The 20,335-nt window shown below is 36.4% G+C and carries 26 protein-coding genes; 5 read left to right on the plus strand and 21 right to left on the minus strand.

Going from position 1 to position 20,335, the window contains the following annotated elements:
- Nucleotides 1–4: 4 nt before the first annotated feature.
- From DRF59_RS15870 to greA, 5 genes are all read right to left on the minus strand, one after another.
- A complete protein-coding gene (locus tag DRF59_RS15870; protein ID WP_115962351.1) occupies nucleotides 5–223 on the minus strand; it encodes a signal peptidase in 219 nt (72 codons plus the stop codon).
- Nucleotides 224–228: 5 nt separating this feature from the next.
- Nucleotides 229–2,184, minus strand: a complete 1,956-nt coding sequence (locus DRF59_RS15875; protein WP_115962354.1) for a T9SS type A sorting domain-containing protein — start codon at nucleotides 2,182–2,184, stop codon at nucleotides 229–231.
- A gap of 74 nt (nucleotides 2,185–2,258) precedes the next feature.
- The gene (clpX, locus tag DRF59_RS15880; RefSeq protein WP_115962357.1) at nucleotides 2,259–3,446 is read right to left on the minus strand and encodes an ATP-dependent Clp protease ATP-binding subunit ClpX; all 1,188 of its coding nucleotides are present in this window, start codon (nucleotides 3,444–3,446) and stop codon (nucleotides 2,259–2,261) included.
- Between the two features lie 65 nt (nucleotides 3,447–3,511).
- On the minus strand, nucleotides 3,512–3,901 hold the full coding sequence (locus tag DRF59_RS15885) for an HIT family protein (RefSeq protein WP_115962360.1): 390 nt from the start codon (nucleotides 3,899–3,901) through the stop codon (nucleotides 3,512–3,514).
- 56 nt (nucleotides 3,902–3,957) lie between these two features.
- Nucleotides 3,958–4,428 (minus strand): transcription elongation factor GreA, encoded by a 471-nt coding sequence (gene greA / locus DRF59_RS15890; protein WP_115962363.1) that lies wholly within the window; start codon nucleotides 4,426–4,428, stop codon nucleotides 3,958–3,960.
- Nucleotides 4,429–4,537: 109 nt separating this feature from the next.
- Between greA and DRF59_RS15895 the strand changes: the two genes are divergently transcribed.
- From DRF59_RS15895 to DRF59_RS15905, 3 genes are read left to right on the plus strand one after another with little or no spacing between them, the layout of a single operon-like run.
- Nucleotides 4,538–5,002 (plus strand): hypothetical protein, encoded by a 465-nt coding sequence (locus tag DRF59_RS15895; RefSeq protein WP_115962365.1) that lies wholly within the window; start codon nucleotides 4,538–4,540, stop codon nucleotides 5,000–5,002.
- Between the two features lies 1 nt (nucleotide 5,003).
- The gene (dtd, locus tag DRF59_RS15900) at nucleotides 5,004–5,453 is read left to right on the plus strand and encodes a D-aminoacyl-tRNA deacylase (RefSeq protein ID WP_115962368.1); all 450 of its coding nucleotides are present in this window, start codon (nucleotides 5,004–5,006) and stop codon (nucleotides 5,451–5,453) included.
- Nucleotides 5,454–5,462: 9 nt separating this feature from the next.
- Nucleotides 5,463–6,044, plus strand: a complete 582-nt coding sequence (locus DRF59_RS15905; protein WP_115962371.1) for a hypothetical protein — start codon at nucleotides 5,463–5,465, stop codon at nucleotides 6,042–6,044.
- A 51-nt stretch (nucleotides 6,045–6,095) separates the two neighbouring features.
- Here the strand turns inward: DRF59_RS15905 and DRF59_RS15910 are convergent, their stop codons facing one another.
- The 10 genes from DRF59_RS15910 to DRF59_RS15955 form a co-directional block, all read right to left on the minus strand.
- On the minus strand, nucleotides 6,096–6,608 hold the full coding sequence (locus DRF59_RS15910; protein ID WP_115962374.1) for a hypothetical protein: 513 nt from the start codon (nucleotides 6,606–6,608) through the stop codon (nucleotides 6,096–6,098).
- 60 nt (nucleotides 6,609–6,668) lie between these two features.
- The gene (locus DRF59_RS15915) at nucleotides 6,669–7,208 is read right to left on the minus strand and encodes a hypothetical protein (protein WP_115962377.1); all 540 of its coding nucleotides are present in this window, start codon (nucleotides 7,206–7,208) and stop codon (nucleotides 6,669–6,671) included.
- Nucleotides 7,209–7,213: 5 nt separating this feature from the next.
- Nucleotides 7,214–8,587, minus strand: coding sequence for a DUF4153 domain-containing protein (locus DRF59_RS15920; protein ID WP_115962379.1), 1,374 nt, complete (start codon nucleotides 8,585–8,587; stop codon nucleotides 7,214–7,216).
- A 46-nt stretch (nucleotides 8,588–8,633) separates the two neighbouring features.
- Nucleotides 8,634–9,119, minus strand: a complete 486-nt coding sequence (locus DRF59_RS15925) for a Coq4 family protein (protein ID WP_115962382.1) — start codon at nucleotides 9,117–9,119, stop codon at nucleotides 8,634–8,636.
- A 10-nt stretch (nucleotides 9,120–9,129) separates the two neighbouring features.
- Nucleotides 9,130–9,426, minus strand: a complete 297-nt coding sequence (locus DRF59_RS15930) for a hypothetical protein (protein WP_115962385.1) — start codon at nucleotides 9,424–9,426, stop codon at nucleotides 9,130–9,132.
- Between the two features lie 5 nt (nucleotides 9,427–9,431).
- Complete coding sequence (locus tag DRF59_RS15935; protein ID WP_115962388.1) at nucleotides 9,432–10,271, minus strand: metallophosphoesterase; 840 nt, start codon at nucleotides 10,269–10,271, stop codon at nucleotides 9,432–9,434.
- Between the two features lie 13 nt (nucleotides 10,272–10,284).
- Complete coding sequence (locus DRF59_RS15940; protein ID WP_115962391.1) at nucleotides 10,285–10,575, minus strand: hypothetical protein; 291 nt, start codon at nucleotides 10,573–10,575, stop codon at nucleotides 10,285–10,287.
- A 66-nt stretch (nucleotides 10,576–10,641) separates the two neighbouring features.
- Nucleotides 10,642–10,932 carry a winged helix-turn-helix domain-containing protein gene (locus DRF59_RS15945; protein WP_115962394.1) on the minus strand — a complete coding sequence of 97 codons (291 nt, stop codon included), beginning with the start codon at nucleotides 10,930–10,932 and terminating at the stop codon, nucleotides 10,642–10,644.
- A 96-nt stretch (nucleotides 10,933–11,028) separates the two neighbouring features.
- The gene (locus tag DRF59_RS15950) at nucleotides 11,029–11,646 is read right to left on the minus strand and encodes a hypothetical protein (RefSeq protein ID WP_115962397.1); all 618 of its coding nucleotides are present in this window, start codon (nucleotides 11,644–11,646) and stop codon (nucleotides 11,029–11,031) included.
- A gap of 130 nt (nucleotides 11,647–11,776) precedes the next feature.
- Nucleotides 11,777–12,541: an enoyl-CoA hydratase/isomerase family protein gene (locus DRF59_RS15955; protein ID WP_115962400.1), complete on the minus strand. Its 765-nt coding sequence runs from the start codon at nucleotides 12,539–12,541 to the stop codon at nucleotides 11,777–11,779.
- A 278-nt stretch (nucleotides 12,542–12,819) separates the two neighbouring features.
- On the opposite strand from DRF59_RS15955, the gene DRF59_RS15960 reads away from it, so the two are divergent.
- Nucleotides 12,820–13,368, plus strand: a complete 549-nt coding sequence (locus tag DRF59_RS15960; RefSeq protein ID WP_115962403.1) for a phage tail protein — start codon at nucleotides 12,820–12,822, stop codon at nucleotides 13,366–13,368.
- Nucleotides 13,369–13,387: 19 nt separating this feature from the next.
- Nucleotides 13,388–14,209 carry a T9SS type A sorting domain-containing protein gene (locus tag DRF59_RS15965; protein ID WP_115962406.1) on the plus strand — a complete coding sequence of 274 codons (822 nt, stop codon included), beginning with the start codon at nucleotides 13,388–13,390 and terminating at the stop codon, nucleotides 14,207–14,209.
- Between the two features lie 75 nt (nucleotides 14,210–14,284).
- On the opposite strand, the gene DRF59_RS15970 is transcribed toward DRF59_RS15965, so the two are convergent.
- From DRF59_RS15970 to DRF59_RS15995, 6 genes are all read right to left on the minus strand, one after another.
- Nucleotides 14,285–14,971 carry an SMUG2 DNA glycosylase family protein gene (locus DRF59_RS15970; RefSeq protein WP_115962409.1) on the minus strand — a complete coding sequence of 229 codons (687 nt, stop codon included), beginning with the start codon at nucleotides 14,969–14,971 and terminating at the stop codon, nucleotides 14,285–14,287.
- A gap of 24 nt (nucleotides 14,972–14,995) precedes the next feature.
- On the minus strand, nucleotides 14,996–15,736 hold the full coding sequence (locus DRF59_RS15975; protein WP_115962412.1) for a DUF4241 domain-containing protein: 741 nt from the start codon (nucleotides 15,734–15,736) through the stop codon (nucleotides 14,996–14,998).
- 182 nt (nucleotides 15,737–15,918) lie between these two features.
- Complete coding sequence (locus DRF59_RS15980; RefSeq protein ID WP_115962414.1) at nucleotides 15,919–16,632, minus strand: XAC2610-related protein; 714 nt, start codon at nucleotides 16,630–16,632, stop codon at nucleotides 15,919–15,921.
- Nucleotides 16,633–16,725: 93 nt separating this feature from the next.
- Nucleotides 16,726–19,221, minus strand: coding sequence for a phenylacetic acid degradation bifunctional protein PaaZ (gene paaZ, locus DRF59_RS15985; protein ID WP_115962554.1), 2,496 nt, complete (start codon nucleotides 19,219–19,221; stop codon nucleotides 16,726–16,728).
- Between the two features lie 17 nt (nucleotides 19,222–19,238).
- Complete coding sequence (locus tag DRF59_RS15990; protein ID WP_115962417.1) at nucleotides 19,239–19,490, minus strand: hypothetical protein; 252 nt, start codon at nucleotides 19,488–19,490, stop codon at nucleotides 19,239–19,241.
- Between the two features lie 15 nt (nucleotides 19,491–19,505).
- Entirely contained in the window at nucleotides 19,506–20,333 is an 828-nt protein-coding gene (locus DRF59_RS15995; protein ID WP_115962420.1) for an alpha/beta hydrolase, read from the minus strand.
- Between the last annotated feature and the right edge of the window lie 2 nt (nucleotides 20,334–20,335).

Genomic DNA, 20,335 nt, shown 5'->3' on the forward strand with positions numbered 1-20,335 from the left:
ATTTTTATATTTTTTGGCTTTTGTACTTTTTTGTGAAGAATACAATGAATGCAATTGCTACAGCAGAAAGTACATAGACATACATATCAATTGGTGAAGCAGCAGATCCCGGACCTACCCCTCCTGTTCCTCCGCCTGGGGGAGGTGGAATATCATCAGCTTTAACCAGTATAATAGCAGATAAGAATAAAGCAGCGGATACCAGTTTATTAATAGTTTTCATAATTATTATTTTAAGATTTTTGTGTTAACAACTTCTCCTTTATCTGAAACAACTTTTACGATGTAAGAATTTTTAATCGAACCATCAAGCTCAATTATAAAATCTCTGGATGCATCAACTGCTTTCTTGGAGAGAACCAATTTACCACTCATATCATAAACCTCAATATCTGCTTTCTTCCAGTTTGGATCGAATCTAACGATATAGTTTGTAACCTGAGGGTTATAAACAACCATTGTTCTGGAAGGTGTATTTTCTTTATCTTTTGTTGCTAAAGTAGAGTTATTAGGTTCGCCATAATATAAATCATAAGATGAAGTAGCTACAGTAATAGTCTGTCCCTGCTTAGCCTGTTGTACAGTACCGTTGGATGCTTTATAATAGAACCCGATACCTGCAGACAACTGGTGTGCTCCGGCAGGAATCAACTCTCCATTTTCTCTGATCTCAAATTTATAAGACTTAACCTTATCTGTTTTATAATTAACCAACTTAACATTTTTTCCAAGGAAATTGTTTTCGTTAGCTTCATTAATGTATAACCAATACTGACCTGTATAGTTCGGATCATAACCACCTGTTAAAGCTTCTTCAAATGTCCCGATCATATCAGCGCTGGATAGTGTAGCCTGAACCGAAGTCGCTGCAGAAGTCTGGTGTCCTGTAGTAAATGTAGGGGAAACTGCATAATATGTTCTTGCAATTTCTTTTCCGTTTACATCAAGTCCAATGATACCAAGCTGTTTAACTGTACCTGTACCGTTTTTCCCTGGTTGTACAGTTCTTGCAGCAGTAACGTCATAATCAGTACCTGCAGCTCTTACTGTTTCTTTAAATCTTCTTAGGGTATTAAAGTTCAGGGATTGAGATGAACCATCTCTTAATTTCAATACAAAAGTCTGCATTGGTTTGATGATCAATCCAACATCTCCAACAGGAATTCCATTAGGAGCAAATGTTTGGATTAGTGCACCTGTACTGTATGCGTTCCCTCCGGATCCTACAGTAACAACTCCCGGATCGTATCTTACTCCCCAGATGTTGCTAACGTTATTTCCATCAGTAACTCCACCATTTTCTACGTATCCGATTCTGGATAAGTCAAGGTTGGTAAAGAACGGGTTACCAAACTGATAAATATTCTTACCAAAAGTACCGGTCCATGGAGAAACAGAAGCTTCAAACTGATCCTGAAGATAAGAGTTATATTTTTCGTTGTAACCGTTTACGTTATTACCTCCTGTTCCAAAGTTAGGTGTTCCTGCTCCCTGAAGATTCACAGCACTTGTGAATGAAGCATTTGGACGGCCGTTAAGTGTATATACACCGGCAGGCGGATTGCTCGTATCCAGGTTATTATTAAGGGAACCTAACATGTAGTAACCTGAAGCATCACTTGTCGTAATGTTAAGGTTTGCAAAATCATCAGCTACCGCATTGGTATTGTTCCACTTCAGAATTTCATTTCCACTCCTTCTTACCGTGTTGAATGTTTTTCCAAATTCAGTAGAAAGGGATGAAAGTGCTTTACCATAGAATGGTACAGCTACCTGCTGGTAGAATTTACTTACAGAGTTGTCACCGTGTTTCTTACTTCTGAATTCTTTACTTACAATACCTGTGATGTTGGATTGGGATAATCCGTTGATGTATAGCTGCCCATACGTAGAAGTTTCGTAAGAAGCCGGGGTATTCAGTCTTAAAATAATATTACCGCCATTGGTTTTATCCGCACCGGCCGCATCTATTGTTTTAAAAGAATCTCCAAGTCCTCCTTCGATCATTACATTTCCATGTACATCCAGAATACCGTTGTCTCTGGTTTGTACACCTCCACCACTATAAACTAGTGTGCCTTCACTCACATACATATTAGCATTAGCGTCAACATGACATAGTATCTGCGCCTGAACAGAGTAACTAATTGCTAAAAGACCTATAGCAAATAAACTTTTTCTCATTGTATAAATTATTTGTGTGTTAATACAATCTTCACCCGCAAAGGTATTATTTTTTTCTTAAAAAAAAAAACATTTTATCTATTAATCAAAATATTATCTTCTGTCAGGATGATCTTTTGTTCTTCTCCAATGGCAAACATATAGTCTTCAAGCACCTTTTCTGTGGTCCCCCGAAGCCCTCTTGCTCCTAATCCTTTTTCAATGGTTTCTTCCACAATTTTTTCAATAGCCCCGTCCGTAAAAACCAATTCCGTACCATCCATCTTAAAAAGCTCCACAAATTGATTCACAATTGAGTTTTTAGGTTCTTTCATAATTCTTACCAGCGTTTCTTTTGTGAGTTTATCGAGATAAGTAATGATTGGAAATCTTCCTAAAAGTTCAGGAATTAATCCGAAAGAACGAAGATCAATTGCATTAATATTTGTTAATATATACTCATCTTCATCCACTTTATTTATTTTTTCGGAACTGAATCCTATAGCCTGCTTGTTCATCCTTCTTTCAATGATCTCCTTGATCCCGTCAAAAGCTCCTCCGGCAATAAACAGAATATTCTGCGTGTTCACCTGAATATATTTCTGGTCAGGATGCTTTCTTCCTCCCTGAGGTGGAACATTGACTATGCTTCCCTCCAGTAATTTCAGCAATCCCTGCTGTACACCCTCTCCTGAAACATCTCTCGTAATACTTGGATTATCTGATTTTCTTGCGATCTTATCAATCTCATCAATAAAAACGATTCCTTTTTCTGCTTTTTCCACATCATAGTCAGCCACCATCAGCAGTCTGGACAGGATACTTTCCACATCTTCTCCCACATAGCCAGCTTCAGTCAGAATGGTAGCATCCACAATACAGAACGGAACATTAAGTTCTCTGGCAATTGTTTTAGCCAGAAGAGTTTTCCCGGTTCCGGTCTCTCCGATCATGATAATGTTTGACTTTTCCAGCTCTACCTCACGATTTTCATCCTGGGCATGAAGCAATCTTTTGTAATGATTATATACAGCAATTGAAAGCTGTTTCTTGGCCTGGTCCTGTCCAATTACATACTGGTCAAGAAATTCCTTGATCTCTTTCGGCTTTTTGAGCTCCTCCATGCTGTCAGCAGGTGAATATCCTGTTTTGGAAACACTATCTTTAACAATAGTGTGAGCCTGCTCTATACAATTTTCACAAATAAAACCATTCTGCCCGGAAATCAGCATCTGCACTTCATTTCTTTTTCTACCGCAGAAAGAACATTGGTTTGAATTCATATTATATATATAATGTATATGTTAAAGAAAATCGTAAAAAATTACTTTTTTACGATTTTCTGTTTTTAAGAATTAATAATTGAGTTTTGGATCTCTGTATATTCTTCGTTCGTTAATTTTAATCTTTCATTTCTAAAATTCATGTCTTCCATCTTATTTAAAGGGATCAGATGAATATGCGCATGAGGAACTTCCAGTCCTACCACCGCCACTCCTACTCTTACACATGGAATTGCAGTTTTGATCTTCTTGGCTACCTGCTGGGCAAATCCCCATAGGTTTTTGTATTCTTCACTTTCAAGATCAAAAATCAAATCCACTTCTTTTTTAGGAACTACTAAAGTGTGTCCTTTCACCAAAGGCATTGCGTCTAAGAATGCTATAAAATGATCATCTTCCGCAATTTTATAAGAGGGAATTTCGCCATTGATGATTTTTGTGAATATAGTGCTCATTTTGTAAGATATTAGCGTTTAGGTATTAGAAGTTAGAAATAAAAATAAGTGTCAGACTATAAAGAAATGTCTAATACTTCAAAAGATAGTTTGTTTCCGTTTGGTAAAGTAATCTCTGCAGTTTCACCTACAGCTTTCCCTAACAACCCTTTTGCGATTGGTGTATTTACAGAAATCCTTCCTGTTTTAAGATCGCTTTCATTATCAGGCACTAATGTAAATACCTGCTCCTGTTTGGTAGCATTGTTTTTTAGTTTCACTGTTGTAAGGATGGAAACTTTTGAAGTATCTAACTGACTTTCGTCTATGATTTTGGAAGTTGCGATTGCATCTTTCAGCTTGGAAATTCTCATTTCAAGCATTCCCTGAGCCTCTTTAGCCGCATCGTATTCTGCATTTTCAGACAAATCCCCTTTGTCTCTTGCTTCTGCGATCTGCTGAGTGATTTTTGGTCTTTCCACAGTTTCCAACTGTTCCAGCTCAGCTTTCATTTTCCCTAGTCCCTCCTTGGTTACATAGCTTGCCATAATTTTCAAAATTTAGTTTTAGTATAAAAAAATAATCCGACATTTGCCGGACAATGTTTTCGTGTTGTAATCGTTTAATTTTTACAAATATATAAAAATTTAAATTGAAATGAAAAAAACTTTCTCAATATTATCTATTTTCACGTTACTGATTTTCAGTATTTTATCCATAAACTCCTGTGGCAGCAGAGAAGATACGGTAAACTGTTTTCCCAATAATCCGATTAACGTCTCTCTAAACCTGAATCTGCCTGGCTATAACGCTTTAAACTATGATAACGGATGGATTTATATCAATGAACAGCAATCCGGAACAAGAGGACTGATAGTCGTACGGGTAGGCAGTTCATTCAAGGCATATGACCGGAATGCTCCCCATATTTGTCCTGATGAAAATACCACACTTGAAGTAAAGGATAATATTGCAATTATTTGCCCGAAAGATAATATGAAGTGGATCTTAAGAAGCGGTGAACCGGATCAGTCCGGAGGCACTCCAAAAACATCTCTTCCTCCTAAGACCTATCCATACAATTATGATCCAGCAACAAAAATTTTAAATATTTATTATTAGAATGAAGGTTGTAATACAAAGGGTTTCCGAAGCCAGTGTAAAAGTTGACGGAAAGATAGTTGGTGAAATAGATAAAGGAGTAATGCTTTTGATAGGTATTGATGAAAATGATGAGAAAACTGATGCAGACTGGCTCGTCCAGAAAATTTTAAATCTGAGAATCTTTGGAGATGAAGAAGGTAAACTTAATCTTTCAGTCAGGGATATTTCAGGAGAGATACTTTGTATCAGCCAGTTCACATTAATTGCTGATTATAAAAAAGGAAACCGGCCATCGTTTATCAAAGCAGCCAAACCGGACAAAGCCATTCCCCTGTTTGAGTACTTTAAAGAAGAGATGGCAAAATCCGGGCTGAAAACAGCCAGTGGAATTTTTGGAGCTGACATGAAAGTATCACTGATCAATGACGGGCCCGTTACTATTGTCATGGATTCCGTGACTAAGAACTGATACCTGGAAATGAAAAGTAAAAATATCGTTATCCTTTATCTGATCCTGTCCTTAATCTTTGTTTTCGGGATAGCCTTACATCTCAATAAGTACAGTTATTCCGGCTATTACACAGATAAAATCATCAACTGGCTTTGGCTGGGCATGACCATTTTCATGATCATCCGGTTCTGGAAAAGAAAAATGATTAAAGTATATTTTGTTTTATTACTGGCAACGGTAATTTTAAGTATACTTCCCATGATGATCCCGTTTTTTGCGATGGTCTATTATTTTTCAACTTTTGATGATTATCAACAGATTCAGCTCAATAATAATTACAGACTTGAAAGGACCCGGCCAGGGGCTCTTTACAAGCCACAGATATACATTTACAAAAAAGAGGGGATTCTTGAAAAAAAAGTATACAAAACTCCTTATTCTGAAGTAACAGAAACAGTGCTTCAAACATCCTCTGTAAATGATATGGAAGGAGAAAAGGTACCCATCCAGCTAGCAAAGCTGGTCAAAGTGAGCGAAGACAGCATAGGAATTGAATATCAGATCAGGAACAAAAAACAGGTTTTTTATCATAAGAAAGACCTTGATTAAAGATAAACGTCTTCCATTCATGGAAGACGTTTCTTTATTCTTTATATTGTATTAATTTGCAGGAACGCTGCTGAAATTCAGTGCCACTTTAATATTCATATCGGAGGTCGTCTGATTCCTCAGTTCATATACGGTCCTTACGGTCAGCCCTGAACTTTTTACTACCTCATCTAAATATCCTGTGTCATTCAGATCTAAATTCAGACTGGATGAATTGGTGGATATATTGGAACGGGATGCAATAAGCTTCTCATTGGTTCCACTGGACGAGACATATATTTTAATGGTTTTAAAAGCGCTCAGATTTCCTCCGGAAGGAGATACCACAGATATTTTGGCATCAGAAATTCTCACATCCTTGATTTTGGCATTATTATTTCCCCCAAACCAGGTTTGTACATTAGTAGCGGTTGCTGTGGAAGAGACTTCTTTATCAGCCGGTACTCCTGTGGAAACTAAAACATTCGTTGTGTATGGAAAGGTATTCTGAACCAGCGATTGTACGGTTCCGCAGCTTACTAGTACAGCTGAAGCAGCCATTGCTGTTAGAACTATATTTTTCATAATATTAAGTTTAAAAATTTTACAATGTAATTTGCAGAAATTATACCAAATTGTACTGAACTATTCAACACTTACTGTAAAATTGCCTTTGGTATTCCCGGAAGCCATGTTGCTCTTCCCAATAATCAGCCAGACTTCTCCTTTTCCGGATGTTTCATAGGTAATGTCTCTTCCGAAAGGGCCATCGTAATCTCCGTTTGGAAGTTTAATCTGATTGAATCTGATATTAAAATCCTTCTCCTTTGTTGAAATTTTCGCTTTGATTTCGGGTTGATTATAATTGATAAGCTTTAAAACCAGCTCCTGATTATCTTCTGTAAATTGTTCTCCCAAAGTAAATGGAAGCTGGGAAGCGTCGGCTGTTCTTATGATCTGTCCATCTTTTTCATTTCTCATTACGCCTTTGCGTAATACTTCTTTGGTAGCCGGAGCATTGTTAATGATTGAATCTCTTTTTCTCAATGCTACAGAATCAGTTTTGGTGACAGAGTCCGGCATTTCTGTTACGATTGTGGAGTCCCTGTCTACGGTTTCCGATATCTTAGGGTCTTTCTTACAGGAAATAATAATCAATGGGATTAACAATAAGCTTTTTTTCATAATAACTAATCTTTTAATGTTTGATAGTAAAGAACTTTTGAAAGAAAAGCTTTGGATTTTTCATTTGTTATTTTTTTGTGAAGATCCATCTTAAGCTTTTTATCATTCTTTTCTTCAGCATATTTCAACAGTTCTTTTTCACTGAAATTCACTGACTCCAAATAATAATTGACCTCAAAATCTTTACGTTTCATATTCTGGGATGTGATAAAACTTCCCCAATTGATATAACTGCATGCTAAAACCGTTCCATAAAAGCACCATGCCATCATATTGAACAGGAATGCATTCCTTTTTTTCTTCTGAATTTTGATATAGGTCAGTACAAGCCCGATCAGAGATAATAGTAAAAAAGCAAAGACCCCCAGCCTTTTATAAGTAAATGCATAATAAACAATATATTCGTAGTTTTTCACAGCAGCTGACAATACGAGCACAGCATTCATGAATATCCATATTTTAGCTAATAATTTCATGAGCTTGGCTTTGGGATCAAAATTAAAGCCAGACTTAAAATAAAACATGATTACCAAAATGGACATAATAATGGACATGATTACGGCATTTACTCTTTCATGGGTTTCTTCCGAAAGCTGTACAGGGCTCTTTTTTACTTCATAAAATTGTTCATAATTATAAGTAATGATAAAAAACACCAGCAATATATTCAGTAAAAACAAAGAGATTACACCACTTATCCTTTCTGTGTCAAGGTCAAGAAAAGAGTAGGTTGCCTGTGGGATCCGGGCTTCCTTTTTAAAATCATTATCCAGAATATAATGAGTCTTGTAGATCAGTCTTTCTACGGCAAAATTCCAATAATTAAAAGCTATGAAAAAACCTAAAACAGAAAGACAGAATACTTCCCAAAGGTTAATATCCAGCTCATAATCTGTAAAAAGTGCTGCAAAATGATCACTCCCTGCAGAATATATCCCAAAAAATACTGATAATAACAAAAATGGAATCAGGATAAACGCTAAAGTTTTCTGCCATAATTTGGAAATATTCGCCTTCGGAAGCCATCCGTCAAAATTAAAAATCCGGCAGACTGAGGTGAAGCTGTTCACTATAAAAACAGGAATAAGAAAAAGGATTTTCATTTTTCTGTTCTTCGATCTGTAAGAAAGTAAAAAAAGTGAACTTATCACTGCCAGGAATGATGGGAAATCGCTATACCATGCAAAAGCCAAACTGGAGAGAATGCTTGTTGCAAAAAGCATATAAAATGTTTTCGTTTTATTTTGTTCCGTGGTTTTAAACATTGTCAACAGGGCATAAACGATTCCCAGAATTCCGAAATTCAGCCCCATGTCCTGTTCATAGAACAGGACAACAAATAAAGCTGTAGTAAGAAATATATAATGATGTGTTTTCATGAAATAAATGGTTATAAATAATATTAATATCCTCTTAAGCCTCACATTAGTGAAGAACTACCGGATCTTTCTGTTGGATAAAGTCTTTAAGATGTTCAAAATTCTGCCACAATAACCCTTCAAAGTCCCATTCATAAAAAGCCCTCATATTTTGTCCCTTTCGGTATGCCCTGATATAAATTTTCAGATATTCAGGTAGGATCATTGTTCCCAGAAGAATGGCTGCAAGAAGATGGGCATTAAGTTTACCATTTCCCAGTAAAAGATACTGCATCGCTATTTCATCTTCGAAGTTGGTTCCACATCCGGTGATCAGATGATGTACATCATGATTCTCCATCTTGGGAATCATTGAAAATCCATGCTTCCTGTAAAATTCCCCTAATTTTCTTCCAAGAGAATCTTCCTGAAATTCGAGCAGCTGTTTTTCATTAAACTGCCATTGTCTTTTTTTCTTTTTAAAGTATTTCCTGTACAATTTTTGAGTTTTATCATACACGAAAAGCAGAAACTGAACACGTATTTTTTTCATAATGTATTATTTAAAAAACCATATTCCATCCTAATATGGTATAGAGAACAGCAAATGGTATATTGATTAAAAGAATCCCGGCAGACTGGAAACATACTTTACGCTTAGCTTTTTCAATGGTCCCATATCCCAGCAATAGAAACAGAATGATAACATTAAAAACCGTTCCATAAGTCACGAGCACAAACCCTGAGTCGGCAAACCAGAATTCCCGGGTTATCATGTATCCGAAAAAACAGATATTTCCGGTCAGAAAAAACAGCCAGAAAACAAATTTTCCAAGATGTAAGATGTTTTGATCTTTCATAATATTTAAGTTTTTGTTAGTGTAAACACAGTGATTTCAGGACGTACCATAAACCTTATCTGAAAAGAATGCCCTATTGCCCGGTTGATATAAAGCATTCTCCCATCTTCAAGATCTATTTCCCCTGAAATGTATTTTTTATTCTTTACAGGAAGAACAGGAGTGAAAACACCGGGAATCCTGCACTGACCTCCATGTGTATGTCCGCTTAAAATCCAGCCCTGATATCCATTCCATATGTCCAGATCACATGCATCCGGATTGTGGCAGAGTACAATATTAGCCTTTGATGCATCATAATCTGCCATCACCTCTGATGGATGAAAATTGCATGACCACAAATCTTCAAATCCTATAAAGTTTAAGCCCCGGCTTTCTTTCTGTTCATTTCTCAATACTGTTATTCCACAGTCTTCAAGAGTCTGGCGGACAGTATCTGAGCATTTATGATCGTTCCAGTTTTTCCCATAATCATGATTACCCAGTATACCGAATGTGGCATAAGATCCAAGAACACAGGCTTCCATCACTTGTTTGAGATCTATAAGTTCCTGTGCTGTCCCTTTATTGACAAAATCCCCTGTATACACTACAAATTCCGGTTTAAATTTTTTTGCCTCCTGAAATGAATCAATCAGGAAGTTCCAGTCAAAACGGTTTCCCACATGCAGATCTGAAATCTGCATCACCTTTTTTCCTTCCAATTCTTCAGGAAGATTCTTTACAGGAAGTTTTTTTTGAACAAATTCTACCCAGAAAGGTTCTACCTGCCACGAATACAATGCTGGAAAAGCTCCTGCAACTGAAAGGTACATTAACCTTTTAATGAATTCTTTTCTTGTCATCTTAAACCCTGCTTTAGCTTCCCGCAAACGGGCTCCCGAAAATTCCCACCGCCAGTTCAATCCAGATCAATGCAAGAGTCAGCAAAATAAAAATGTATATCAAAATCCTATGGCTTTGTTTTTTGATTTTACTTCTAACCAGATTGATCATAAAAGCAATTGTAAAAAGTAATGTTCCTGCTATCAGAAAATCTGAAACAGACCAGTTTACTTCTTTAGAAAACAGATTTCCCATCAAAGGAATTGTCAGCACTGCCAATGGAAGGGCATAAATTGCGAGTGTTTTTTGCTTTTTTGTTATCATTTTATTTAATTTTTAATTCATAAAGTACTTTGTAATTCAAAGTTAATTTTCAAAAAAATACAGGACCTATCGTCCCAGTAATTTTTCAAGAGTATTTAAATGTTCAGTAAACGCTTCTCTCCCACTTTGGGTTACACGGTAGGAGGTTTTAGGCTTCTTTCCTACAAATTCTTTTTTAACCTCGATATATCCTGCTTTTTCAAGTGCATTGCTGTGGCTGGCAAGATTTCCGTCTGTAATTTCAAGCAATGCTTTCATTTCAGAAAAATCAACCCAGTCGTTAACCATAAGAACAGACATAATGCCCAATCTTACCCGGCTTTCAAATTCTTTATTGAGTTGGTTGATTTTGATCATTTTACTTTATCTTATTTATACTGAAATAGCCTAAAGGCGATATTTATGGATATTTACTGATTCAATTTTCATTGTTAGCTCATAACTCCATTTCCATTATTTATACTTCTTATGCATAATCAATCCATAAACAATATGCAGAACTCCGAAACCAATGGCCCAAAAGACTAATCCCCAACCTAAAACAAACAGAGAAATAAGACCTAAAATAATCTCAAGATATCCTAAATACTTTACATCTGTTAACGTATAGCGTTCCGCTGCCACCAGTGCTAGTCCATAAAAAATAAGGGTAGCCGGAGCAATGAAAACGAAAAGATGGTGATAAAGAAGTGCGAGACAAAAAACTCCCCCTGTCACCAAAGGAACTGCAAAGGTAATCAAAAGCCGCTTTGTAGTGGCATCCCAGATTTTTAAGCCTTTCCTTTTACTTTTATTGGCGGTAAAAATATACCCGCTAAGGATTGCAACTATCAGAATAACAATTCCAATGAAGACAAGCTCTTTAACCAGAGCAGAGCCTAAAATATTTCTGTCTCCATCAAAATAACTGATTCCTTCCCTCTGAAAAACAAAATATACATACACAGCTCCAATAATTGCTGTTAATCCGGCAACTACCCCAGATAAACCGCTTAAAGAAATAAATCTGGAAGACCGTTCCATCATAGAACGGATATGGGATAAGTCTTCGTGATAGTTTTTTGATTCCATAAAAAGAACTTTGAAATACAAAGTTATAAAAATTTATCAATTCCCAAATTTTTTCAAAAAAAAATTGATACAAAATATAAAAGAACCGTTGATCTTATTTAACGGTCCTTATTGGTTATAGGAATAATAATTATTTTGCTCTCAATTTTTCTTTTATTGCCCCAATATTTTTCTTGGCAGAATCTTCCAGAATCAGGCTGGCACTCATATGAATCCGGGCAGGCATTAATTCATTGAAATGATCTGTTCCTTCCCATGAAACTTTTTTGATCAGCGCTAAAGCATCACTGCTTCTTGATGCCAGTGTCTGCAAGAATTTTTCCAGTTTTTCATCCATTTCCTGAATAGTATCTGAAACAGAGTGGTAAATATTATGTTGTTCTGCCCATTCAGCAGATCTGAAATCAGCATCTATGGCCATCGCAGAAAACTGGGATTTACCTATTTTTCTTTCTACATATGGACCAATAACAAAAGGGCCAATTCCTAAATTAATTTCCGTAAGTGCTAATGCTGAATCTTTTGTAGCAAAACAATAATCTGCTCCACATGCAATGCCAACTCCTCCACCTGTAGTTTTTCCCTGAACTCTTACCACTACAATCTTACCACAATTTCTCATGGCATTTAAAACTTTGGCAAAGCCTCCGAAAAATTTTGTGGAAGTGTCAAGCTCTTCAATGGCCAGAAGTTCATCAAAACTTGCTCCGGCACAAAATGCCTTTTCACCATGGCTTCTTACCAGGATAGCTTTTACCTCATCTTTAGCTCCTTCTTCTAAAATAGTCTGTGCCAGCTTTTCAAGAATAATTCCCGGAAGAGAATTACTTTTTGGAGTTCCGAATGTAATTTCGGCAATATTGTTTTTAATTTCAGATACTACAAATTCGTTCATTTTTATTTTAATTGGATTCTTACAAAAATACTAATTACAGGGTTCTTATAAAAAATATAAACAATATAATTAGGATTAATTTATGGTATTCATATAGTCTAAGAAAACAGTGCATTGCTGATTAAAACTCCGTATAAATACGTAAGCGGTTATTTGGTACTTTGTACTCTAGCCATTCATCATAATATCCCGTTCCTTTGAACTCACAAACTATTCAAACGGAAGATACCGAAAAACAAAACAACAGGACAGGAAAATTTAATCACTAAGAATATATTATGGAAGAATACATTGGAATAATCAAATTGTTTGCCGGTAATTTTGCACCAAGAGGCTGGATGTTTTGTGATGGAAGTATATTGGCAATTTCAAGCAACTCTGCCCTATTTTCAATTTTAGGAACCACGTATGGCGGAGATGGCATCACAACTTTTGCTCTTCCAGACTTAAAGGGGCGCTTGGCAATAGGAGCCGGAAATGTGAATGTGAATACATCTTATCCGCTGGGAGGTGCAGCTGGATCTGACCATACAACGATTCTTGCGCACAACCTGCCGAGTGTTGGGAGTGGCTTTCATTTGAAGGTAGCCAATCAGAATGCAACCTCATCCATTCCCACAGCCACATCTTCTATTGCAATTTCAGGGACACAGGTAGGCAGGGATTTTAATGCTGTACCGAGTTTTGTTAATGCTGATCCTGAAACTACAATTAACAGTCTTTCTATTTCATTTACGGGGCAAAATCTGCCAATTGATAACATGCCTCCTTATCTGGGGTTAAACTATATCATCTGTACAGAAGGAATTTATCCTCCGAAAAGCTAATCAGTATAAAAAAATCATCATGAAAAAAAATATCTTTTTTATGATCTGTGTTTTACTTATATCACCCATTTTATTCGGGCAGACGAGCACAGAAACATTCGAAACAGAATCACATGGAAATGCAAGCTTTACAGACAATGGAGTCACTTTTAATATCATTTCTCATGTGAGTGTCTTTGATATTCAGGGGAATTTTCCAGGAACAGGCTGGAGCGGAACAGCCAATGACAACAGGTATATCGACAACTCAAATAACAGCGGGTTTCCTCCTTCTTTCAGCATTAAAACAACCTCTAATCTTTTTAAGGTAAACAGGTTCTGGATGTATCTTTCAAAATTAAATCTGGATCTTAATGCAGCTGGTACGCTTACAGTAACCGGGAAACTGAGTGGAGTGACCAAATTTACACAAACAAAAACGTCAGGTTTTGCAACGCAATTAGGTACAACTAACGGATATACACTGATTGATCTTTCCAACTTAAACGGACAGAATTATACCAATATCATCATTGATGAACTTCAAATTACTGCAGGAGGAGAATTCAGATATGTCGGTTTTGATGCTTTTACCTGGGTAAAAGACAGCAATATTGTACTGAGCTCAGAAGAAACCCAAAATATTCATAAAGGCATCAGTATTTATCCAAATCCCACTACCGGATCATTCTCGATCCAGGCAGAAAAATCAACAAATGCTGAAATGTACAGTACCGATGGAAAAAAAATAAAATCACTGGAAATAAAAAAAGGAATTACTGAAGTTAATATTACAGAACTTCCTAAAGGTCTCTACCTGATTAAAAACCTTAATGAAACTACAAAGGTTATTAAAAATTAATATCTCTACAACAATCACTCCCGATAAAGATTCTAATACATGAATGATAATCTCCTGAACCTGATCAGGGGATTTTTATTTTTTCAAAGCCAGAATATATTTATCAATAAACAGCTGCCGGTCTTTTGATTTATATTGCTGAATATATCTGGGGTGCTCCAGAACAGTCATCTTTTCAAATAACTTCGCTTCCTTATTAAGTTTTGAAATAAATTCTGCATTCTTTTTACCGAGAATAAATACTTCTGAAGTATCCAGATTCAGGCCGACATGCTGTTTTAATGACTCTATCATAAAATTTTTTACGGCTTCAAACAGTTCCTTGTCATCATAATAATTTGCATTAAGCCATCCATTTTTTGTTTTTCTTACAATGGCCAGTGGAAAAGGAGAATTGATATAAATATCTTTGTAAAAGAGATCCACCCCTCCATAGTCTGCTATCATATCATACATAAATACTGAAGAAACTTCATGAGTACGGGCTGAGCTCATTGTTATTCCACAGATGCTTTCCAGCCTTTTTGTATCCGTAAATGGAACCCCTGTAACCCCTGCTCCATGGCGGCTGGGATTAATCCCTATAATGAATTTTCTATTGTTAGAGTCATCATAGTATTTGTGATAAAACTTCTGCATAACCGTTATCGTTTCCGGATTATCCAGATATGGATTCAAAACCTCAAAACCCTTGGGAAGATTTCCCCTATAGCTAAGATTTTTATTAAACTCAATAACACGATCCGCAAAAGTTTTATCCATGACAATTATTATTAAAAAACAAAACTATCCGGGCTGTTCAGAATCATCGTCTTCATCTTCGGATAACATTAATTCAATATCAATAAAGTGAATATAAAGTCCAGAAATTTTTCCATGACTATCATAAGCAAAATAAACAGGGTACAGCCCATCACCGAAACCGCTTGCAAAGATTGGGATATGATAATCCGTATGGGGAACTTTCCAATTGATCCAGTCACCAAGTTCCCTCTGATGTTTAGGGTTTTCTTTGTAACTCTGAACAAAGAGTTCTGCAAAATAATCATCATATACATTATTAACATTCAGTTCTGAAAGGAACCTCTCCACAAAAGGGATAACTTCCGGATCTGTAATACAGCCCAACCCTGCATCTACTGCAAAACCGAAATATTCTCCTTCATTGATTCCCTCAAGGTTTTCAATCCCGATCAATGCTTCCTGGTAAAGTACAGGCTTTTCTTTTGTAAATTCTACTTTCACTGCTGCATACCGATCCCCCCATTCTTCTGATTGGACTACAGCAATCATCACAGGAAAATCTCCTTTCGGAACATCTACAAAATAGGGCTTTTCATCCGCATTCAGATATACAAGAGGATCTCTCACGATTACTTTTCCGGATGGCAGGGAAACATTTCCGATTTCCATTATTTCCAGCTTCTGATTCATAATCTCTGCTGAGGTAAAATAACTTTCAATATCTACAGGAGATGTTAAAATCTCTTTTACCTTATCCCATTTTTGCATCCAGCTTTCGTTCATTGCGTTATATTTGTATTGAGTTTGAAAATAATGAATAAATCCAAAGCATCAAACACAAAGGGATTTTTTAACAAAAGATTATAAAATTGTTTTAAGTTAAAAAGTCTAATGAGTGCACATATAAAATGCTCTGGCAATAATCATTAACTTTATGATCATTAAGATTACGTAAAATAAATTCTCTAATATTCTAAGGGTTTGTAGTTTCTGAAAGTTTTATAAAAGTCTTCATCATTTCCTTTGAATGGTTTTTCTTCAATAGTTTTAAACTTACCTGTAGAATCTTTTTCTTGCACCACTATTTTATCGGAAACATCAATTCTGGCAAATTCTTGTAGAGAGTCTTTTCTGATTTTAAGAAAGGATGTTATTGTAGAGCCTGTTAAAATCAGTGAGTTAATGCAATTTAATTTTGCATTATAAGTTAAGTTCGGATAAGATTCAGAATTTTTAATGTGGATGAAATCTTTATTATGAGGATCATAAACGAATAATGTCATTACTATATTTCCTCCTCTTGCAGCGATACCACTTTGATAGGTTATATCATTAAATCCGTCGTTATTGAAATCACCGATTTGAACATCCATACCAGATATTCCATCTTTATCAAATTTAAAGCTGTTTGTAAGCCTCCAGATGTCAAGATCTGTTTTCTCACCTTTTATCCATTTCTTTTCCGACTTATAAAAATTAATTGATACAAATACATCACCGTTAACTGTATACCTGAATTTCTCAAATTCAACTTTAGTTTTTCCTTTTGTTCCAGCATTCAGACTATCAACAAACTTCTCTTCAGAAAAATAACCTTCTTTATCATGTTTTGGATTTCCTGAACAAGAAAAAAGAAGTAAAGCTGGCAGAGCTAGAAAGAAAATTTTAAAAAAATCCATGATGTAAAGAATATGTATGAATTTAAGTATTTTCTGCAAATAAAATCCCCCTTCGGTACTAACCTGAAGGGGAAATTTTATTATTATTTTAAATTAAATCAATCCAAACTGCTGGAAGTGGTGAGTAAAATGCTTTCTGTGCATCAATTCCCACATTTCTTTATTCAGTTTTCCGAATACATAATTCATATGTTCTGCCTGTGGATTTTCTTTATAATAGATCACAAACTTTTTCAGGTTATCCACGAATGATTGTTTTGCAGCTTCCAGGTTTTTGTGGGTAAGTTCAGGAAGCGAACCATTCTGCGGAAGGAACGGAGCTGTAAACTCTTTTGGCATTGCTCTGTGGTTATAAAGAGAGTCCTGCCATTTTTCTAAATGTTCTTCAGGGGTAAAACACTGCTCTGCTTCAGGCTCTCCAAAACTTACCAATACAGCCTGTTCAAGATGTTCTATCATCTGCTGTGGAGACATTTTTCCCCAAAGTGCAGGAGTGCTTTCTGTTAATCCATTCAATATTTTCTGAACATTTTTAACATTCAGATCAATGAAAGGAGATTGTTTTGCTACCAATGTCAGGATTGTTGCCACGCAAACCACCTCATCTCTCTGGTTCACTACTTCAACCAGCCATTTTACAACACCTGAAGGAATGTTTCTTCCTTTTACTCCCCTGTTGATTTTTTCTTTTGCTGTTAAATAAACTGTAATGGTATCTCCGGCATATACAGGCTTGAAAAAACTGCAGTCTTCCAATCCATAGTTGGCAATAACAGGTCCTTTTTTGCCTGAAACAAATAATCCGGCCGCTGCTGAAAGGATAAAATATCCATGAGCTACAGTTTTATCGAAGATCGTTCCTGTTAAACTTGTTGCATCAGTATGGGCATAGAAATGATCCCAAGAAACATTGGAAAAGTTTACAATATCCGCTTCAGTAACTGTTCTTCCTGCTGTTTCCAGAGAATCTCCCACTTCTACTTCCTCAAAATATTTCTGGAAAGGATGTTTGTCTGAGAATCTTTTCTCTGCTCCCTGCTGGTAGATCTTAGTAATTGCTTTCAATACATCCGGCGACCCTTGAATGGCAGTTTTCTGTAAGAAGAAATGAAGACCGCTTAGTCCGCCCATTTCCTCACCTCCACCTGCTCTGCCAGGACCTCCGTGCATTAAAGTCGGAAGTGGAGAACCGTGACCTGTACTTTCCTTGGCGTTATCTCTGTTCAGGACAAAGATTCTTCCATGCTGGGAAGCCATTTTCCATGAAGTTTCAGCGATAAAGTTTTCATCATGAGAAACGATAGATCCTACCAGGCTTCCTTTTCCTCTTTTTGCCAGTGCAGCTGCTTCTTCAGCATCTTTATACGGCATTAAGGTAGATACCGGTCCGAAAGCTTCCACATCGTGAGAGATATTCTTTTCGAAAGGCTTGTCATTCAGGAATAACTTCGGACTCATAAATGCTCCGTTTTCATAGTTGGCATCTACCAGTTCGTGTTTTCCGTCATAGACAAGTTCTGTTTCTGATTTTAATAGGTTCACTTTTCTCAGAACTTCTTCGTACTGCTGCCTTCCCACCAACGATCCCATTCTGGTTTCTCTGCTTAATGGGTTTCCTATCTTGGTTTGATCCAAAGCTTTAGACAAAGCATTCTGAACATCACCAATTAAGTGCTCAGGAACGATAATTCTTCTGATTGCCGTACATTTCTGCCCGGCTTTTGTGGTCATCTCGTTACGAACTTCCTTGATGAATAAGTCGAATTCAGGTGTTCCCGGCTTTGCTTCCAGCCCAAGGATAGAACAGTTCAAAGAATCTGCTTCCATGTTGAAACGAACTGCATTTCCGGCAATAGAAGGAAGAGATTTTAGTTTTCTTCCTGTATGAGCCGAACCTGTAAACAATACAGAATCTCCATCCTGAACATAATCTAAAATATTTCCCGGTTCACCACAAATTAACTGAACAGCACCTTCAGGCAATACTCCACTTTCAATCATATCCTGGAACACCGCATTGGTAAGGTAAGACCCGAAAGGAGATGGTTTTACAATGGAAGGAACACCTGCCAGCAAAGAAGTGGAAAGCTTTTCCAGCATTCCCCATACCGGAAAATTATAAGCGTTGATTTGTATGGAAACGCCTTCACTTGGTGTTAAAATATGGGTTCCCAAATGTGTCCCGTTTGCAGAGATTTTCTGTGTATCTCCATCTACCCAGAACGGAGTATTCGGAAGCATTCTTTTTGCCAATCCGGAATACGTGAAGAAAGTTCCGAAACCTCCCTCGATATCCACCCACGAATCCACATGGGTAGCTCCTGTTTTGTATGATAATTCGTAGTATTTTTTCTTTCTTTCCAGTAGGTAAAGTGCTACTTTCTTCAACATTTCTCCCCGGTCGTAGAAAGTCATTGAAGATAGATTTTTATATCCTACAGTTCTTCCGTAATCAAGAGCCTGCTCAAAATTCAGTCCTTCCGTATCGGAAACAGCTACCTGCTCTCCTGTAACGGCATTGTATAAAGGAATTCCATTTCCGGTTCCTTCAACCCATTGTCCGTGAATATAGTTTTTTAGTTTTTCCATTTTTATATTTATCTTATTTATTTTTTTATCCATCTTTGGATCAGCCAGCATATCAAAATAGCAGTGAATAAAATATCCAGAAAAAAAACAATGTTTATAATGAGATCATAAAAGCTGTTTTCTTCAAGGGACCTTACCAGATCACCATGTTCTTTTTCCACTTCCTCCAGATGATTTGCTGACCTCCGTACACAGTAATATCCTGCTAAATTGAATGCACTATAAGCTATCAATACCCAATACCAATATGTTTTTAGCAGACGGATCATTTATACTTCCTCAATTTACTTGGGTTCCTGGTAAGGAAACATTTTCACCAGTCCTTCATATAAACTTCTGTGAAGAATGGTCGCATGGTTGTCTGTTTCCATCATTTTATATTCCAATGTCCAGTTTTTCTTTCCTGCTTTTTTCAAAACATCATAGAAAGTCTCAGCATCTTTTACCATCACCGGGTGTTCTCCTTTTCCTACAGACACGTACACAAACTTTTTAGTATCCGGAGATTTTGAAAGTAATTGTGGAGCCTGTTTTAAAAGGCTTTCATCATCCCACCATAAACTAGGGCTGATGATAAAATAGTTGTTGAACATATCAGGTTTCTTCAGCAGTATTTCAGTTGCTACAAGTCCACCAAGAGATTGTCCAAACAGATATTTGTCTGTCGTTTTAAACTGACTCTCAACATAAGGTTTTAATTCTTTTTCAAGAAAAGTAATAAATTTATCAGAATGTCCTGTGGTAGGATAATCTTTCTGTAAATCCTTTAAATCGGTGTGAAAAGTAAAGTCCCTCTTCCGGTCTGTATTAGCAATTCCTACCACCATAGTTTCCGGCATTGCATACATCAGATTAAAAAACTGAACTAATCCTGAAACATGAATAAAATCTTCATTCATACTTCCATCCAAAAGATAGATCACCGGATATGATTTTGTTTTATCATATCCCTGTGGAAGATAAATATTCAGCGTTCTGTCTTCATTTAATGTTTTGGACTTAATTGTCCTCACCTCTCCTATTGTAAGCGGTTTTGCAGTAATCGTCTGTGCTGATAGTGTACAGTTAACCAAAAACATTATGCTGCATGCAAGTACAATTTTTTTAATCATAT

Origin of the sequence: Chryseobacterium flavum (genome assembly GCF_003385595.1) — a bacterium.
In the GTDB taxonomy this organism is placed as follows: domain Bacteria; phylum Bacteroidota; class Bacteroidia; order Flavobacteriales; family Weeksellaceae; genus Chryseobacterium; species Chryseobacterium flavum.